We start from the raw sequence: 16,222 nt of genomic DNA on the forward strand, positions 1-16,222 counted from the left end.
GCACGACGGGCCGGTCGATCCGGGGCGCGGTGGCGAGCACCGGATCGTGCCCTCTGGGCGCGCGCCCGCCCGGCCGCGGGCGCGTCAGCCGCGTTTCGGGCGCTCGCCCGGGTCCAGGGGTGGTGCGGATACGCCGCAGTGGTAGGCGCACTCGGGGCGGCAGGGGCGCTCCTTGGGCCGTTCCGCCGCTCCCTCCTCGGCCTCCGGAGCCTCCGCCCCCGTCTGCTTCAGCACATCGGACCGCACCGTGCGCCAGGCGATGAGCGCGCCCACCACCAGCACCCCCGCACAGATCGGCATCGCCCGCCGGAAGGATTCCGAGAAGCGGTCCGCGGACCGGTACGCCTCCGCTCCCATCCCCGCCAGCAGCGGCAGCGCCGCCACCGCGACCAGGCCGGCCGCCCGTGCCGCCGCGTTGTTGATGCCGCTGGCCAGGCCCGCGCGGCCGACGTCCACCGAGGCCAGTACGGTCGCGGTGAGCGGCGCGACCAGCACCACCATGCCCAGGCCCATCACCAGCAGCCCGGGCAGGATGTCCCGCCAGTAGACCGCCCCCGCCCCCGCCCGCGTCATCAGCAGCATCCCGGCCGCGCACAGCAGCGGCCCGACGGTCAGCGGGAGGCGCGGCCCGATCCGCTTGCCCAGCTCCCCCGAGCGGGCCGACAGCAGCAGCATCAGCACGGTGGTCGGCAGCAGCGCGGTGCCGGCGGCGAGCGCGGAGTAGCCCACGACCACCTGGAGGTCCAGCACGGTCAGGAAGAAGAAGCCGCCGAAGGCCGCGTAGACGCACAGGGTCACCGCGTTGACGGCGCTGAACTGCCGCGAGGAGAAGATGGTGAGCGGCAGCATCGGTTCGGGGCGCCTGCGCTCCGCGGAGACGAAGGCCACGCCCAGCAGCAGCCCGAGGACGGCCGGTACCACCACGGCGGGCGAGGCGCCCCGCTGCTCCGCGGCGATCAGCGCATACGTCACCAGACCGAGCGCCAGCGCGCCCAGCGCGGCGCCCAGGACGTCGAACCGGCCGCGCGCCCGCGGATCGCGGGTCTCCGGTACATGGCGCAAAGCGACCGGCACGCACACCGCCGCGATCGGCACATTGAGGAAGAACACCCAGCGCCAGCCGGGTCCGTCCACCAGCCAGCCGCCCAGGAACGGCCCGATCGCCGCCCCCACCCCGCCGAACCCGGACCACAGCCCGACCGCCCGCGCCCGGTCGTCGGGGTGGATGACCGACTGGATCAGCGCGAGCGAGCCGGGGGTGAGCAGCGCCCCGCCGATGCCCTGGAGCGCACGGGCACCGATGAGCACCGCGGCGTTCGGCGCCATCCCGCACAGCAGCGAGGCGAGGGCGAACCACACCACCCCCACGATGAACACCCGCCGCCGCCCGAACCGGTCCCCGAGCGCCCCGCCGAGCAGGATCAGCCCGGCCAGGGTGAGCATGTAGGCGTTGACGGTCCACTGCAGTACGGCCAGATCGGCGCCCAGGTCGAGTCCGATGCGCGGCAGCGCGACATTGACGACGGTGCTGTCGAGCAGCGCCATGGCCGACCCCAGCACGGTGGTGAGCACGACCCAGCGCCCGGCGGGTGCGGACAGGCGCACCGCCGTGCCGTCGCCGGGAGCGCGCCCCGCTCCCGGCGTGGAGTCGCCCATACCTGGATCATCCCCGCGCCGCCCGCGCGGGTCCAGCCAGACCGACCGGGTTCCGGGCGGAGCCCGGCGGGTGCGGAAACGGGCCGGGCCCGGCGACCCGCCGAGAGGGCGAGCCACCGGGCCCGGGAAGCGCGCCGTATTACTTCAGCTTGGTGCCGGTGGAGCGCAGGTCCGCACACGCCTTGGTGACGCGCTCGGCCATGCCCTTCTCGGCCAGCTTGCCCCAGCTGCGCGGGTCGTAGTGCTTCTTGTTGCCGACGTCGCCGTCGACCTTCAGCACCCCGTCGTAGTTGCGGAACATGTGGTCCGCGATCGGGCGGGTGAAGGCGTACTGGGTGTCGGTGTCGAGGTTCATCTTCACGACGCCGTTCTCCAGCGCGACGCGGATCTCCTCCTCCGTGGAGCCGGAGCCGCCGTGGAAGACGAAGTCGAGCGGCTCGGGCTTGCCGTACTTCGCGGCGATGCCGTCCTGGATCTCACGCAGCAGGTCCGGGCGGAGCACGACGTTGCCCGGCTTGTAGACGCCGTGGACGTTGCCGAAGGACGCGGCCAGCAGGTAGCGGCCCCTTTCGCCCAGGCCGAGGGCCTCGACGGTGCGCTCGACGTCCGCGACGGTCGTGTACAGCTCGTCGTTGATCTCGTGCGAGATGCCGTCCTCCTCGCCGCCGGTCGGGGTGATCTCGACCTCAAGGATGATCTTCGCCTTGACTGCCTCGGCGAGCAGCTCCTGCGCGATGCGGAGGTTTTCGTCGAGCTTCTCGGCGGAGCCGTCCCACATGTGGGACTGGAACAGCGGGTTCTGCCCGGCCGCCACCCGCTCCTGGGAGATCTTCAGCAGCGGACGGACATAGCCGTCCAGCTTGTCCTTGGGGCAGTGGTCGGTGTGCAGCGCGATGTTGACCGGGTACTTCTTGGCGACCACGTGCGCGAACTCGGCGAGCGCGACCGCGCCGGTCACCATGTCCTTCTTGTACTGGCCACCCAGGAACTCGGCACCACCGGTGGAGATCTGGACGATGCCGTCGCTCTCCGCCTCGGCGAAGCCACGCATGGCGGCGTGCAGAGTCTGCGTCGAGGTTACGTTGATCGCGGGGTAGGCGAACTTGCCTGCCTTCGCCCGGTCGAGCATCTCGTTGTAGATCTCAGGGGATGCGATGGGCATCTGTCCGCTCCTTGTGATGTGCGGGTGAGGTTCTTGGCCCTGACCTAGGGGGGCGACATCATCGTCCGGGCCATCTTCCCAGACTCGGCCGATTGCTCCACCCGGCGCACGCCGGGACCACACGGACGGGGGTGGGTGGTTTCACGTGAAACCGCCCACCCCCATCCTCGCAGGTCAGCTCAGGCCGAGATCGGCGAGCGAGTACGCCGGTACGTAACGGAGCCCGGCCTCCGCGATCGCCGGGGCGGCTCCGCGCTCGACGATGGTCGCGACCGCGACCACCTCCGCACCCGCCTCACGCGCCGCCTCGACGGCGGTCAGCGGTGAGCCGCCCGTGGTGGAGGTGTCCTCGACCACCAGCACCCGCCGCCCCGTGATGTCCGGGCCCTCGATCCGGCGCTGCATACCGTGCGTCTTCTGGGCCTTGCGCACGACGAACGCGTCGAGCCGGCGCCCGCGCGCGGCGGCCGCGTGCAGCATGGACGTGGCCACCGGGTCGGCGCCCAGCGTCAGCCCGCCCACCGCGTCGTACTCCAGGTCGGCCGTGGCGTCGAGCATGACCTGCCCGACCAGCGGCGCGGCCTCGGCGTCCAGGGTGATCCGGCGCAGGTCGATGTAGTAGTCGGCCTCGCGTCCGGAGGAGAGGGTCACCTTGCCGTGGACCACGGCCTTGTCCTTGATCTGCTGCAGCAGGGCGTCACGCGCATCGCTCATGCGAACGAGCTTAGGCGGTGTCCGGACCGCTCCTACGCCAGTCCGCGCCAGCTCCAGGTCATGGAGATCTCCAGCGGGTCAATGGGGGTGACCAGGCGCGGCGTGCTGTTGAGGCCGTTGGGCGGGCCGGACTGCGGTTCGACGCACACCGCCTCCGCCTGCTCGTCGTAGATGACCACCCATTCACTCCGGCTGGTGACCTTCAGCTCCAGCCGCCCCGGCCAGGTGAGGGTGACATCCACCCCGTCCGGCATGCCGAAGCAGTCGTCCCAGGGGCCGGGCCGCGGCGGGATCCGATGGCCGGTGGGGAGGTGGTTCTCGCCGCGCTCCTCCTGCCACTCGGCCGTGAAGCCGATCTCGACATCGGCGCCGCCGTCGCCCAGGTTCCGCAGAAACCACGGATGCCAGCCCGCCTGCGCCGGGAAGGAGTCGACCTCCGTCTCCACGCTCATGGTGACGGTGAGGCTGTCCGGGGACAGCTCGAAGCTCTGGGTGACCCGGCCCTCGTACGGCCAGGGGTCGGCGAGGTCGTAGGTGAAGGAGGCGGCGGACGGCCCGGTGCTGACCGGGCGCCAGGCGGCCTCCCGGCCGGTCCCGTGGATCGCGTGCGGCGGGGAGGTGACGGGCAGTTGATGGGTCCGGCCGCCGTTGCGGAACCGCCCGAGCTCGACCCGGCCGCACCACGGCACCATCGGGAACGACCCGAACCGCGGGCCCTGCCGCAGCAGCTCCGTACCGCCGATGCGCAGCGAGCCGATGCGGCAGCCGTTCTCGGGCGAGACGATCAGCTCGGCGTCACCGGCCGTCAGCCGCACACCCTTGGTCTCCGTTGCCTCTTCGGTGGTCACACCCACGACCCTATGCGCACAGGGTCATCACCACACGCCCGATCGGCCACGGCGAAGGACGCGACGGCTCATCGGCGACGGCGCAGTACGCGACGGCCGACCACGACGGCGGAGGCGAGCACCACGGCCGCGGCGGGCGCGGCCCAGCGCAGCGCGACGCTGGTGGAGATGGTCTCGGGCGCCGGTACGGGGGCGTAGCGGCCGCGCGGCGGGGCGTGGTCGACCTCTTCGGTGGAGCGGCCGATCATCGTGCGGCGGGCGTGCGCGGCCTCGGCCGGGGGCTCGTCGTCGAGATCGCCGAGGTCGCCGAAGCCGCCGGTCTCGTCGACGGCCTCCAGGTCCTCCACCGCCTCCACGGCGTCCACGTCATCGAGGTCGCCGATGTCGTCGACGTCCACGTCCTCGGCCTCGGCCTCGGTCGGCAGCGGGGCCTCGCCCTCCGTGAGCGCCACGATCGGGGACGCCTCCAGACCGGCCGCGAGTGCCGCCGCGAAGCGGTCCAGCATCCGGCGGGCCACAGTGAGAGCGGCCTGCTCGTCGAACTCGGCCAGCCGCCCCTCGCTGCGTACGGTCCCGGAGCAGACCAGCTCCGTACCGCCGGTCACGGCCTTCGGCACCAGGGTCAGCGCGAGCTTCACCGAGCCGCTGCCGCGCGCCTCGGTCCCCTCGCCCTCGACCTCGAAGGCGCCGGCGCGCTCGACGATGCGCAGCGCACCGCGGTACGTGATGGTGGACCCGCCGATGCGCAGCCGCAGCCGCCCGGCGAGCGGACCCGCCGTCTCCTCCGCATCCTGCTGGAGCCCGGGGACACAGCGGGCGATGCGGTCGGGCTCCGCGAGTGCCAGCCGTACGGTGCCGACGGGAAACGGAACGAACACCTCATGCTCCATAGCTCAAGACACTACCCACCACGCCTTGCCTGAGACCCGTTCCCGCGCAACTTTCGCCCCGCGCGGCGCGTCCCTCGCCCATCGGCCCGTACTCGTCACTCCCCGTATCGCGGACGCATCAGCGTGGACGCGGGCAGCCCCGTCTCCCGCCGCCGCTCGGCGGCCCGCCGCGCCGCCCGCAGCCCGTCGGCCGTCAGCGAGCGCGGGTGTGGACCGTGCTCGGCCAGCCGCAGCCGGACCGGGGTGCGGGACGCCAGCAGAAAGCCCCAGTCGCGCGGTGCGGCGCCCGCCCCCGGCGGGGACGGCCCGGGGCGCCGTGTGCCGATCACATACGGCACGGTCCACAGCCCGACGGAGCGCATCGTCGCGTCCACCGTCCAGTACTCCCGGGGCCGGGGGCTCAGCGGCCCCGCGTGCACCACGAGCCGTCCGCCGGGCGCCAGCACCCGCTCGGCCAGGCCGTAGAACTCCTGGGAGTAGAACTTGGTGCTCGGGGTGAGCCAGGGGTCGGGCAGATCGCAGACCACCACGTCGTACGCCGCGCGCCGGCGCAGCCAGTCAAAGGCGTCGGCCGTCACCCCCCGCACCCGCGGATCGCGGTAGGCGCCCCCGTTGAGCGCGGACAGATCCGGGTCCCGGCGGGCCAGCCGCACCACCTCCGGATCGCGCTCGACGACGGTCACCGAACGGACCCCCGCGTACCGCAGGATCTCGCGGACCGCGAGCCCGTCGCCCCCGCCCAGCACCAGGACGCGGCCGTGCGGTCCGGCGGCCATCGCCGGATGGATCAGCGCCTCGTGGTAGCGGGCCTCGTCGCGCCCGCTGACGCTCAGCCGTCCGTCGAGGTAGAGGGCGAGCGGCCGGCCGCTCGCCCGGCCGCCCGCCAGCACCACCTCCTGGACGCCGGTCCGCAGCGCGACCCGCACCCCCGGTCCGTAGACGGCCTGCCGGGCGGCCCGCTCGAAGGAGGGGGTCAGCACGGCGCCCGCGGCCAGCAGGGCCAGCACCAGCGCATTGGCGACGATCAGCATCCACCGCGCCCGCGCGCTCAGATCGCGGCGGAACAGCCACAGCACCAGCGCCCCGCCGGCGACCGCGTTGACCGCGCCCGTGACCAGCGCGCCGGTCAGCTGCCCGAAGGCGGGCAGCAGCAGAAACGGAAAGGCGAGCCCGCCCACCAGCGCGCCCACATAGTCCGCCGCGAAGAGATCGGCGACCGCGCCGCCCGCGTCCTGCCGCCGCACCCGCTGGATGAGGGTCATCAGCAGCGGCACCTCGGCCCCGATGAGCACGCCGATCGCGAGCGAGAAGCCGACGAGCGCGGAGCGCGACTGACCGCACCACGCGAAATACGCGTACAGCGCCATCGCCGAGCAGCCGCCGACGAGCGCGAGCACCGCCTCGACCGCGGCGAAGCCGACGGCGGCGCGGCAGCGCAGCCGCTTGGCCAGCAGCGAGCCGACGCCCATGGCGAAGACCATCACCGACAGCACGACGGATGCCTGGGTGACCGAGTCGCCCGCCAAGTAGGAGGCGAGGGCGACGAGTTCGAGCTCGTAGACGAGCCCGCAGGCGGCGCAGACGAAGACGGTGCCGAGGACGGCGAAGCGGCCGAGCCCGGCCCGCACGGGCAGCCGCGCCGCAGGTTCGGACTCCGGCGACGGTGGCGCACCCGAGACAGCGGACGTGGGCGAATCGATCACAAAGGGAACGTTACGTCACCTATCGCTTACGTCCGGTCACCCACACGAGTGCATTGCCCGCCGTTCATCCGTACAGCGAATCATCCGCTCATAGGGGCAGATAGCCCCTAGGCGCACGGGATGTGAGGGGGCATCAGCCCGTCCGGCGCCAGCCCCTCCGGCGCCAAGCCACCCGACGTCAGCCCGCCCGCGCCCGGCGGACGGAGCGCCGCCGGCACCCGGGCCCCCACACAGGTGCGGGTGGTGACCAATCGCCCCTCCTGGGGATAGGCATGCCAGGTCCGCCAGCCCACCGTGCCCTCGTGCCACTGCGCGAGCAGCGCCGTGAACGCGTGCGGACTGCCCGGGAACGTGCCCGCCAGACCGTGCGGATGGTCGGCGACCAGGGCGAGCAGCTCCTGGGCCCGCCCGGCGAACGACCCTTCGGACAACTCCTCGACGCGCGCCGCGAATTCGTACTCACGACCCTCGACGAGCGTGGAAACCCCCAGCGGAAGCGGGGTGCTGTTGCCGGACATACAGGCCACGGTCTCCGAACAACGGCCGTCCTCCCCTTCGAGAAGGACCTGATGCGAGGCCCCGAGAAGCCTCAACTGCACAGCGGATCCATGGAGTCGCAGGTCGAGTACGGCCAGGGCCGGGAGCGGCTCCCGCCCCAGGCACCAGGCGAGATCGGCGGCGCGGGTGTCGGTGTAAGCAGTCTTGAGGGTCGTGAGCATGGGTCGGCTCCGCAAGCACGCAGTGGAAAGGTGGGCCGGCTCGCCCCGCGGTGGACCAGGGGTGTACAGATACGCCGGCTCGTGCCCACGTGGGGTCCGTAGGGTCGGTGGTGGTATACAGAATCATGAACTGCTCGGCGCCACATCGTTTTTACCCACCTTCGCCGGGTTTCCACCCCCTAGAGCGCTCCCCAGTTCAAGTGTTCAACAACCCCGCGCCCGGCGCACGTTGGCGCGCCGGGCGCGGGGTTGTGTGGTAAAGGTCAGGCGCGGCCGCACGGTTGGGACGCACCGCGTACGGTCAGCCGCCGCCTCCGCAGCCGCCACCACCGCCGCCACCACCGCCGCAGCCACCGCCGCCCCCGCAGGACGAGCCGCCGCCGCAGCCACCGCCGCCGTGGTGTCCACCGCCGTGGTGTCCACCGCCTCCACCGTCGCCGCCGCCCGCCCACCAGCTACCGCCGGCGGCCCCGCTGGACCCCGCGCCCCACGACCTCGCGCGCCGCCCGCCGCGCCCCTTGGCCCGCCCCGCGCCCAGCGCCGCGAGCGCCGCGGCCGTGAACGCCACCACAACGAAGACAATGACAAAACCCATGGGTCCTCACTCTCCTTCCAGCCCCCGTAGCGAGGTACCGCGTCGTATCTCCCGGGACCCATGCCCGCCCGCGCCACGGCCAAAAGCGGAGTTGAGGAAGTTCAGAGGGTTCTCCCAAGGAAAAGGCCCCTAACCTGCACAGGTGGGCAGATCAGGGGCCGTCCGAAGCTCATTGGGCCGTCTCTGGGCCGTGGTCTTCCTCAGGGACGCGCTGAAACACGGCGTCGATGGCACGCCGGGCACGCTCGCGGCTTTCGGGCATCAGATGGGCGTACACCCGCAGCGTCAGCGCCGGATCGGAATGCCCCATGTACTCGCTGACGGCTTTGATGTTCTCGCCGGCATCCAGCAACGCGGAGGCGTAGAAGTGCCGGAGGGCGTGCATGCCGTGCTCGCGTGCCGACTCGTACTTGTCGTCATCGTCCGCTTCCGGGATGAGGCCCGCGACCGCGAGAGCGGGCTTCCACTCCTTGCCGTTGAAGTTGCTTCGCCACACCATGCCCCCTTGCTCGGCCGTGAAGATCAGCCGAGCGGACACCTTCGGCCCCTCTGGCACGTCCCACGGCAACGTGATCTCCACGGACTTGCAGGCGTCCATGTGTGCTCGGAGGGCTTCCGCCACGGAGCCAGGCAACGGCACGTCCCGCTTCTTGCCGCCCTTGGGGAGAGCGAAAACCGGGCGCCCTTCCACGTGCTTGATCTGCCGGACAACGTGGAGAGTGCGCCCATCGACGTCGATGGCATCCTCAGCCAGTCCGAACACCTCTCCCTGACGCAGACCGCATCCGGCGCCGACATCGACCATCGCTTTGTACCGCTCCAGAAGGGCCGCCCGAACGGCGAACACCTGGGCAGGAACCCACGGGACCACGGCATGCGCCGCAGGCTTGGGCCTCCGGACACTCCGTGCACTGCACGGGTTGCGCGACAGCAGCGAGTCGTCGACAGCGGCAGACAGGACCGACTGAACGTCCGCGAAGATGTTCCGAGTGTAGGAAGGGCCCACACCGGGCTTCGCTTCCAGGGCAACGAGGAACTCCCTGATGTGCTCCGGCCGGAAGGTCCCGACCGGCCGAGAGCCAAGCAGCGGGTAGACGTGCAGCCGCAGGCGCCGGCCAAGCTCCTTCCTGGCGATCGGACTGGATGTCTTGCTGTCCAACCACTTCTCCGCGTACTGCCGAAACGTGATCTGCATGGACTTGGGATCGGTGTACTGACCCCGCGTCATGTCCGTCTCGATGGCACTAAGCCACTTCTCAGCAATGCGCTTCTTGCCGTCGGGAAAGCTCTTGGACTTCTCACTGCCATCAGGCCCGACGTAGCGAGCGCGGTAGCGCATGCCCGTGCCGTAGCGCTCGGACTTAACCTTGACTGACTTGCCGTCCGGCCCGGTCGTGGTCTTGTACCAGCGGTCTTGGATGTGCCCAGCCATCAGGCGGCCCCTTCCATCAGGGACCCGACCCAGACCCGTACGTCCTCGGGATCGAAGCGGATGTATCGGCCGACCCGGAAGCCTCGGGGTCCGATGCCCTTGCGGCGCCACTGATAGACGGTCTCGACGCTGGGCAGGCGCAGAAGCGTCACGAGGTCTTCCGGGGTCAGGAAGTGGTCAGGCAACGGGGAACTCATGCGCACACCTCCCGGTCATCCGGGTCGGGCAGGTCGGCTAGCGCCTCGCGTGCGGTTTCGCGGTTGAGCTGGATGTCCCGCCGGATGTTGGCGGCGAGCCAGGATTCGCCAGGGGTGTAGCCGTGGCCGGCGTAAGTCCAGTGGGAGAGCACGAGGGTGGTTGCCTCCGGGTTGTCGTCGAGGTCGGGCAGGCCGAGGGCGGCGCGTTGTTGGGCGGCGCGGTAGTCGGCTCTCACCTGTCGGAGGGCGCCGAGGGTGGTCGAGTAGCGGCGGGACTTGGTGGAGAAGTGGCCGCGGAAGCCGAGCATGTGAGCCCAGTCGCGCAGCTTGCGGTCCGGGTACAACGGATGCAGGTCAAGGCACGCTTCGATGAGCCGGCGGGGGTGGTCGGGCACGTCGAGCAGCACGAGCGCCTCTTTGTTGCCGATCCGACGGTCGACCGTGCCCGTGGTCTCGGCCGCTTTGGTCGCGTACTTGGCGACGTAGGAGGCGACAGCCTGTTCAGTGATCTCCTCTCCGTGGCCGAAGGAGCCGATCGGCTGGACGTCGAGCTGCGTGCCCCAGCGCAGTGTGCGGGCCGGCTCGTCTCCGATTGGGTCGACGTCGACCTGGACGCGGGCTGCGGCGGCACGGATAGCGTCGTCGAGCAGGGCGAGGGTCGCCCAGGCCGGCGGCGGGTCGTCGGGCCCGTCTGGTCCGTCGAAGCGGATCACCGCATGGAAGTGCACGGCACCGCGCTTCTGGTACTCAGCGACCTTGCCGAAGGAGACGCGGGACTGTTCGCGCGCGTCCTTTTGCGTGAGGCCGGCCCGCTTTGCGATCTCCCGGCGGAGGTAGATCGAGAAGTACCGCCACAGGTCGGATGCGTGGTTGTTCCACAGCACGGCGCCCGCGTAGTCGTAGGTGTCCGGGTCGAGTGGGGTGCCGAGTTCGGGCGCGTCCTCCGTGTGGCGGGTGCCGCAGCGGCAGGGCCGGTTTTCGGGGCGGTTGTGGACGGGACCGAACGACGGCGCGGTGAGGGTGGCGAAGACGCGGGGGTGATCCCGGATGGTGTGCGGGGTGCCCTTGTCGGGGTCTCCGACGAGGCCGGCACGGATGAGGTGGTAGGTGTCGCCGGCGTAGGTCCAGGCGCAGGCCGGGCAGCGGGAGGCGCGGCGGTTGCCGCAGGCGATCCGGAGCATGCCGCCGGGCTCGTGCTCGGTGCTGTAGGCGTACAGGACGGTCTTGGTGGTCGGGTCGATGGTCTTCGTTGCGCCGGCGAGCCGGATCGGGTCGGAGCAGCCTCCGGTGCGGCGGATCTGGTCTTGCCAGCGGTCGAAGTGGGCCGAGTTGACCACCCTCAGCACGTCTCTGAGGGTGGCCGGGTCGAGCCCCGCCGCGGTGGCGGTGTCGGTCACGCGCTCACCGTTCCTTCCAGTGGGCGGGGCCGTGGTTGTCGGTGTAGTCGTCGACCAGGGCCTTGACGTCTGTGTCGCCGTTGGCGTGGTCCTCAGCGCCGCATCCGCCGCACTGGTAGTCGCCCTGCGAGCTGCTGTACCGGGTGCTGCCCTTGACGTGCAGGCCGGGGCGTTCCTCGGTCGGGGTGAGGTCAGCGGGGAGCTTGCGGAACATGGCGGTCACCTCCCGGCGCGTCGGTGGTCATGGCGTCCAGGGCGCCGGCGGCTTCAATCGCTGCGGCGGCGAGGTTGCGCAGGGCCTGGGAGGTACCGGAGGCGGCGATCAGCGCGATCTCGACGAACTCGCCCTCGATGCGGAGGCTGACGAAGGGGTTGGCGCGGTCCGCAAACGGCGTGACGCGGAAGCGGGTGTCCGGCTCGATGTGGGCCGAGGTGGTGAGGCTCTTCACGTGGTCACCTCCCGGCACGGACGAGGGCGGCGGGGGCGGTGTGACCAGTGCCCTTGCAGGCCGTGCAGGTGACGCGGAGGGTGGCGCGGGTGCCGTCGCGGTGGCGGGTACCGGTGGTGATGGCGGCGGTGGCGAAGCCGTCGCAGTCCGGGCAGACGGGCGTGTTCGGGACGTGCTGAGGCATGATGAGCGAGCCCTTTCGGGTCGAAAGATCGGGAAGAGTTCAGGCCGTCCGGGGCGGCGGATACTTGGCGGTTGAGGCCGCCCCGGAGGGCGTTACTTGTGTCGGCGGCTGATCGTGTAGCTGATCCCGCCGCTTGCGGAGATGACTGCGACGGCAGCGGCGGCGATGACCTGGACGACGTAGGCGAGCACGAGCAGGACCGTCACGGCGCCGGCAGCGATGACCAGGGTGAGCACGATCGGGCCCTTGTAGGAGCGGGGCGCTTCCTGCACGATCACGACCTTGCGCACGTCGGTGCCGGGCGGGATCTGCCGGTAGACGTCGGCGGGGATGTGACCGGCGCGGAGCTGGTCTTCGGGCATCTGCACGGTTCGGCCCTCCCTGTCAGTCGCAGCGGTGGGTACGGGCGGCGAGTTCGGCAGCCGAGCGGTTGCCGTGTTCGGTGGAGAAGCCACAGTTCGGGGCGGTGCAGGCGGCGGTGTGGCGGGTCTGGCCACGGCCGTTGTTGAACGTGCCGACCTTGACCGGTCCGATACGGATCACGTCGTAGAAGCGATTCGGGCGCATGGGATGAACCTCGCTTTCCGTCAGAGGAGTTGGAGTTCAGCGGCGATGGCATCGGCCGTCGGACCGGGCAGTCCGAGCCGGGAGCGGAGACCGTCCGCGTCCAGCGGAGTCCCGGTCGTGGCGCGGTGAGAGTCGGCGATCTTCCGGGCGTGGTCCAGCAGGGCGACCGGAACAGTCACCGCGGGCACGGCGGGAGCCTCCGGCAGTGCTGCCGGCAGCTCGGGAGCCTGGACCGGAGCAGGCGCGGGTGCGTCATCGCGACGGACAGCGACCTCAGACCCGGTGGGATCGTCCACAGGATCTGTGGACGGCTTGGCCGGGGCGGTGTCCTTGTCCGGTGCGTGGACGAGGAGTGTGCCGCCCAGGAAGGCGAGCGCGGGCCAGCCGGCGACGAGGATGCGCAGCCAGTTGGGGACGTGTTCGAGGTCGAGGAGTCCAGCCGTGGCGATGTTGGCGCCGAGTGAGGCCACCAGGGCGATCACGAACCAGACCCAGGCCGAACGGTCCCGGCGGGCGGTGCGCAGCCGACGCCATGCGGCGACCATCAGCAGGTCGACGCTGATCGGGTAGACCCATCCCTTCCATCCGCTCTGTCCGGCAGCTTCCGCCAGGTCGTGCAGATGGGCGAAGGACAGAGCACCGGCAATCACAGCCTGAACAAGGACGGCATCGGGTCGCATGGAGCGGGGCATGTCTTCACCTCCTTCGCGGAGTTGAGTCAGGGACGGGGCGGGGAGCGCATCCAGCCGCCCAGTCCCGGCAGGTCAGTCGATGGCTTCACCGGTGCCGAAGCAGGCCAGGCACAGTGCGGCCTGCTGGTCGGCGGTGGCGCGGCCCTTGCGTGCGCCGACACGTACGGTTTCGGCGATCTCGCCAGTGCCCTTGCAGTCCGGGCACTTCTTCCCCCGGGGCTTGGCGGCCGACTTACGTGCGGCCATGAGGGGATCTCCTTCCGACTTGCGGCATGGCGGGGGTAGGGACCTGGCGTGAGGCGGTCACGCCGACCGAGGCGAGCGGGGAGCGCTATTCGGTGACCGGCCGGGGCTTCACGAGCGGCGGCGCGGCGGGCATCGGCGGAATGATCTGGCTGACCGGGCGGAACGGGGCCAGGAACGACAGCTCCGGGGTCAGGTGGGCGAACTCCCGGCAGACGGCCGCCGCTTCATCAGGGGTCATCTCGGGGGTGCGGATGCGGGACCAGCCGCCGGAGGTGTCGCCGGCCACCGCGACGCCGGGCCGGTTCGCCGGAATCGCCGTCGCGGCCAAGACAGCCTCGGGGGCGATGTCGGACAGGCCCATGTCCGCGCTGGCCTTGTCGTTGACGCGGTGCACGACACGGCCGGTGAGCTGGGCACGCAGGGCGGTTGCGCCCTTGCCCTGGTCGGAGCCGAAGCGCTGCCCGCACACCTCCAGGTAGATGCCGATTGCACGGGCCATCTGCCCCAGCCGCACGAGTTGCATGACCACGCGGTCGCGCTCCGGCTCATCCTTCTTGGAGATCACGAAGAACAGTTCCGCCACCTCGTCGATCAGCACGACCAGCGGCACCGGGCGGACGTGGTCGGGCAGCTCCCACAGGTCTGAGACGCCGTAGAGGGACAGCAGGTCGAAGCGCTCTTCCATCTCCGTGACCATTGCGTCGATCAGACGGCCGGCCGAGGGCAGGTCGGTGGCCAGCGCCGAGAGGCGAGGCGCGTACCTGCCGTGCTCGACACCGCGCTTGCAGTCGATGCCGATCAAACCCACCGGCAACTGTGCGAGCCCCTTGATCAGGTTGCGCTGATACATGGACTTGCCCGACAACGTGGCGCCCAGGGTGAGCGCCATCGGCACCTCGCGGTAGTTCCGCTCGAACACCGTGCCGTCCTCGCGCATCGCCACCGGAACGACCAGGTCACGCGGCTTGGCCTTGCGCGGCATCCGGACCCGGCTCAGCACGTCGTAGCCGGTCATCCGCAGTTCCACGTATCCGGGCTTGGTCTCCCCCACCATCACCGAACGGACTCCCCAGGCGTGGCGGAGGCGTTCGGATGCCGCGGTGATGTCGGCGGGCTCCAGGCCGGCCGGGAGGCGGAGGGTGACCCGCAGGCCGGTCGAGGTTCCCCGGACCCGGCGGACCTTCGGCGCCACCGGCCGCACCTCGCGGCGGGCGACGTTGCGGGTCATGAACGCGCGGAGGCCGGACGGCCGAACCGTCAGCCCGCACACGTCCATCGTGGAGCGGTAGGTCCAGGTGAACCGGCCCCAGGTGACCGGCAGACCGACCAGCGACCAGTACAGGCGCGGGGCCCGGTACTTCGCGTAGCCGAGCCCACCGGCGCCGGCCGCAGTGCCGCCCAGCTCAAACCAGGTAGCGACGTCGGTCATGGTCAGGCCGCCGCCGTGATCGCGACCGCGCGGAACGAGATCCCGTGCCGCTTCTGACCGTTGAACTCGTTCTCCCAGTCACGGGCCTTGAGCCCGATCACCCGCACCGGCACACCCGGCGCCAGCCCCTCCGGGATACCCGTCTCGGGAACGGCGACCTGGTACAGGTTGCCCTCACCCTCGTCGGAGACCAGCAGGCCGACCGTGTACAGCGTCGCCTCGGTCTCCCTGTCGATCGCGACTTCCCCGGTCTTCTTGTTGACCAGCTTCGGCGCCGGCGCGGTCGCCACGAACACCACAGCGGTCGAAACATCGATCTTGAACGACGGCATGAGCACATCCCTCAGCTCTTGAGAAGTCGCTCGATACGACCTCTCTAGACATCTTCATTGGAGCGCACATCTCTAGAGACGTCAAGTGGGATGGCTAGAGAGGTTGGAAGGCGTAGATCGCGGCTACACGGACTACCTAGCGCACTGTCCAGTGCGCATCCCCTACGCTGTCTAGAGAGGAGAGGAGGGCTCGGAATGCCCAGCACCGACAACGACCGTCGGCCGAAGTACCAGAGGATCGCGGACTCTCTACGTGAGGCGATCCAGTCAGGCGAGTACGGCTCCGGTGATCGGCTTCCGGGAGAGAACGAGTTGATGGCCACCCATGGCGTCGCTCGCATGACAGCCCGCCAGGCCTTGGGCGTACTCAGAGACGAAGGCATCGCCGAGTCCCGCAAGGGCGCTGGCGTGTTCGTACGGGACTTCCGCCCGCTGAGGCGTCGGGGCATCCAACGGCTTTCGCAAGAACACTGGGGCAGCGGCAAGTCCATCTGGTCGGCCGACACCGAAAACCGCACCCTTGAGGTAGATCAGGTGACGGTGTCGGAGGAGACCGCGCCCGAACGCATCGAGCTGGTACTGGGCTTGGCCGACGAGGACAGCGTGTGCGTGAGGCGTCGCCGGTTCGTGCTGGACGGGAAGCCCGTCCTGCTCGCGACGAGCTACCTCCCCACCTCAGTGGTGTCGGGCTCGGCGATCATGCAGGAGAACACTGGGCCAGGCGGAACATACGCCCGGCTTGCCGAGCTCGGCTACAAGCCAGTGCACTTCCGCGAAGAGATCCGCTCACGGATGCCGACGCGAGAAGAAGCGGCACAGCTGAGCATTTCCGCGGGCACGCCGGTCATCCTCGTATGCCGGACCGCGTTCGCGGACGACGGCCGCCCCGTCGAGATCAACGAAATGACGCTTGACGCTGCCTCGTACATCCTGGAGTACGACTTCGACGCGTAAGCCAGCGGAGCTGTTACAGATTTCTCTACCTCATCAAGGCACCCGGCTGCGCTCCG

General features: G+C 70.5%; 21 protein-coding genes. 1 reads left to right on the top strand and 20 read right to left on the bottom strand.

Annotation, left to right across the window (positions count from 1 at the left end):
- Positions 1-84 precede the first annotated feature (84 nt).
- From ABZS71_RS07675 to ABZS71_RS07770, 20 genes are all read right to left on the bottom strand, one after another.
- Positions 85-1,656, bottom strand: a complete 1,572-nt coding sequence (locus ABZS71_RS07675) for an MFS transporter (protein ID WP_356208253.1) — start codon at positions 1,654-1,656, stop codon at positions 85-87.
- A gap of 139 nt (positions 1,657-1,795) precedes the next feature.
- Complete coding sequence (fbaA, locus tag ABZS71_RS07680; protein ID WP_356208254.1) at positions 1,796-2,818, bottom strand: class II fructose-bisphosphate aldolase; 1,023 nt, start codon at positions 2,816-2,818, stop codon at positions 1,796-1,798.
- A 174-nt stretch (positions 2,819-2,992) separates the two neighbouring features.
- Positions 2,993-3,532 (bottom strand): orotate phosphoribosyltransferase, encoded by a 540-nt coding sequence (gene pyrE, locus ABZS71_RS07685; protein WP_355849989.1) that lies wholly within the window; start codon positions 3,530-3,532, stop codon positions 2,993-2,995.
- A 32-nt stretch (positions 3,533-3,564) separates the two neighbouring features.
- The gene (locus ABZS71_RS07690; RefSeq protein WP_356208255.1) at positions 3,565-4,380 is read right to left on the bottom strand and encodes an aldose 1-epimerase; all 816 of its coding nucleotides are present in this window, start codon (positions 4,378-4,380) and stop codon (positions 3,565-3,567) included.
- Between the two features lie 68 nt (positions 4,381-4,448).
- A complete protein-coding gene (locus ABZS71_RS07695) occupies positions 4,449-5,270 on the bottom strand; it encodes an SRPBCC domain-containing protein (RefSeq protein ID WP_356208256.1) in 822 nt (273 codons plus the stop codon).
- Between the two features lie 95 nt (positions 5,271-5,365).
- Positions 5,366-6,970, bottom strand: coding sequence for a polyamine aminopropyltransferase (locus ABZS71_RS07700; protein ID WP_356208383.1), 1,605 nt, complete (start codon positions 6,968-6,970; stop codon positions 5,366-5,368).
- A 110-nt stretch (positions 6,971-7,080) separates the two neighbouring features.
- Positions 7,081-7,692 carry a DUF2617 family protein gene (locus ABZS71_RS07705; RefSeq protein WP_356208257.1) on the bottom strand — a complete coding sequence of 204 codons (612 nt, stop codon included), beginning with the start codon at positions 7,690-7,692 and terminating at the stop codon, positions 7,081-7,083.
- A gap of 301 nt (positions 7,693-7,993) precedes the next feature.
- Positions 7,994-8,287, bottom strand: coding sequence for a hypothetical protein (locus tag ABZS71_RS07710; RefSeq protein ID WP_356208258.1), 294 nt, complete (start codon positions 8,285-8,287; stop codon positions 7,994-7,996).
- Between the two features lie 169 nt (positions 8,288-8,456).
- Entirely contained in the window at positions 8,457-9,719 is a 1,263-nt protein-coding gene (locus ABZS71_RS07715; protein WP_356208259.1) for a site-specific integrase, read from the bottom strand.
- Positions 9,719-9,916 (bottom strand): helix-turn-helix domain-containing protein, encoded by a 198-nt coding sequence (locus ABZS71_RS07720; RefSeq protein ID WP_356208261.1) that lies wholly within the window; start codon positions 9,914-9,916, stop codon positions 9,719-9,721. Before ABZS71_RS07720 ends, ABZS71_RS07715 begins: the two co-directional genes overlap by 1 nt.
- The gene (repSA, locus tag ABZS71_RS07725; protein ID WP_356208263.1) at positions 9,913-11,313 is read right to left on the bottom strand and encodes a replication initiator protein RepSA; all 1,401 of its coding nucleotides are present in this window, start codon (positions 11,311-11,313) and stop codon (positions 9,913-9,915) included. Before repSA ends, ABZS71_RS07720 begins: the two co-directional genes overlap by 4 nt.
- A 4-nt stretch (positions 11,314-11,317) precedes the next feature.
- Positions 11,318-11,527, bottom strand: a complete 210-nt coding sequence (locus ABZS71_RS07730) for a hypothetical protein (protein ID WP_356208264.1) — start codon at positions 11,525-11,527, stop codon at positions 11,318-11,320.
- Positions 11,505-11,762, bottom strand: a complete 258-nt coding sequence (locus ABZS71_RS07735; RefSeq protein WP_356208266.1) for a hypothetical protein — start codon at positions 11,760-11,762, stop codon at positions 11,505-11,507. Before ABZS71_RS07735 ends, ABZS71_RS07730 begins: the two co-directional genes overlap by 23 nt.
- 4 nt (positions 11,763-11,766) lie before the next feature.
- Positions 11,767-11,946, bottom strand: a complete 180-nt coding sequence (locus ABZS71_RS07740) for a hypothetical protein (protein WP_356208267.1) — start codon at positions 11,944-11,946, stop codon at positions 11,767-11,769.
- A gap of 92 nt (positions 11,947-12,038) precedes the next feature.
- Positions 12,039-12,314, bottom strand: a complete 276-nt coding sequence (locus ABZS71_RS07745) for a hypothetical protein (protein WP_356208269.1) — start codon at positions 12,312-12,314, stop codon at positions 12,039-12,041.
- A gap of 16 nt (positions 12,315-12,330) precedes the next feature.
- The gene (locus tag ABZS71_RS07750; RefSeq protein WP_267050793.1) at positions 12,331-12,513 is read right to left on the bottom strand and encodes a mobile element transfer protein; all 183 of its coding nucleotides are present in this window, start codon (positions 12,511-12,513) and stop codon (positions 12,331-12,333) included.
- A gap of 20 nt (positions 12,514-12,533) precedes the next feature.
- Complete coding sequence (locus ABZS71_RS07755; RefSeq protein WP_356208271.1) at positions 12,534-13,205, bottom strand: DUF2637 domain-containing protein; 672 nt, start codon at positions 13,203-13,205, stop codon at positions 12,534-12,536.
- Between the two features lie 72 nt (positions 13,206-13,277).
- The gene (locus tag ABZS71_RS07760) at positions 13,278-13,451 is read right to left on the bottom strand and encodes a hypothetical protein (protein WP_356208273.1); all 174 of its coding nucleotides are present in this window, start codon (positions 13,449-13,451) and stop codon (positions 13,278-13,280) included.
- Between the two features lie 85 nt (positions 13,452-13,536).
- Positions 13,537-14,880: an FtsK/SpoIIIE domain-containing protein gene (locus ABZS71_RS07765; RefSeq protein ID WP_356208275.1), complete on the bottom strand. Its 1,344-nt coding sequence runs from the start codon at positions 14,878-14,880 to the stop codon at positions 13,537-13,539.
- 2 nt (positions 14,881-14,882) lie between these two features.
- The gene (locus tag ABZS71_RS07770; RefSeq protein ID WP_356208277.1) at positions 14,883-15,212 is read right to left on the bottom strand and encodes a hypothetical protein; all 330 of its coding nucleotides are present in this window, start codon (positions 15,210-15,212) and stop codon (positions 14,883-14,885) included.
- A gap of 195 nt (positions 15,213-15,407) precedes the next feature.
- On the opposite strand from ABZS71_RS07770, the gene ABZS71_RS07775 reads away from it, so the two are divergent.
- Positions 15,408-16,166, top strand: a complete 759-nt coding sequence (locus tag ABZS71_RS07775) for a GntR family transcriptional regulator (RefSeq protein ID WP_356208278.1) — start codon at positions 15,408-15,410, stop codon at positions 16,164-16,166.
- Positions 16,167-16,222: the final 56 nt, after the last annotated feature.

It is taken from the genome of Streptomyces sp. NPDC005393, assembly GCF_040606675.1.
Taxonomy (GTDB): Bacteria; Actinomycetota; Actinomycetes; order Streptomycetales; family Streptomycetaceae; genus Streptomyces.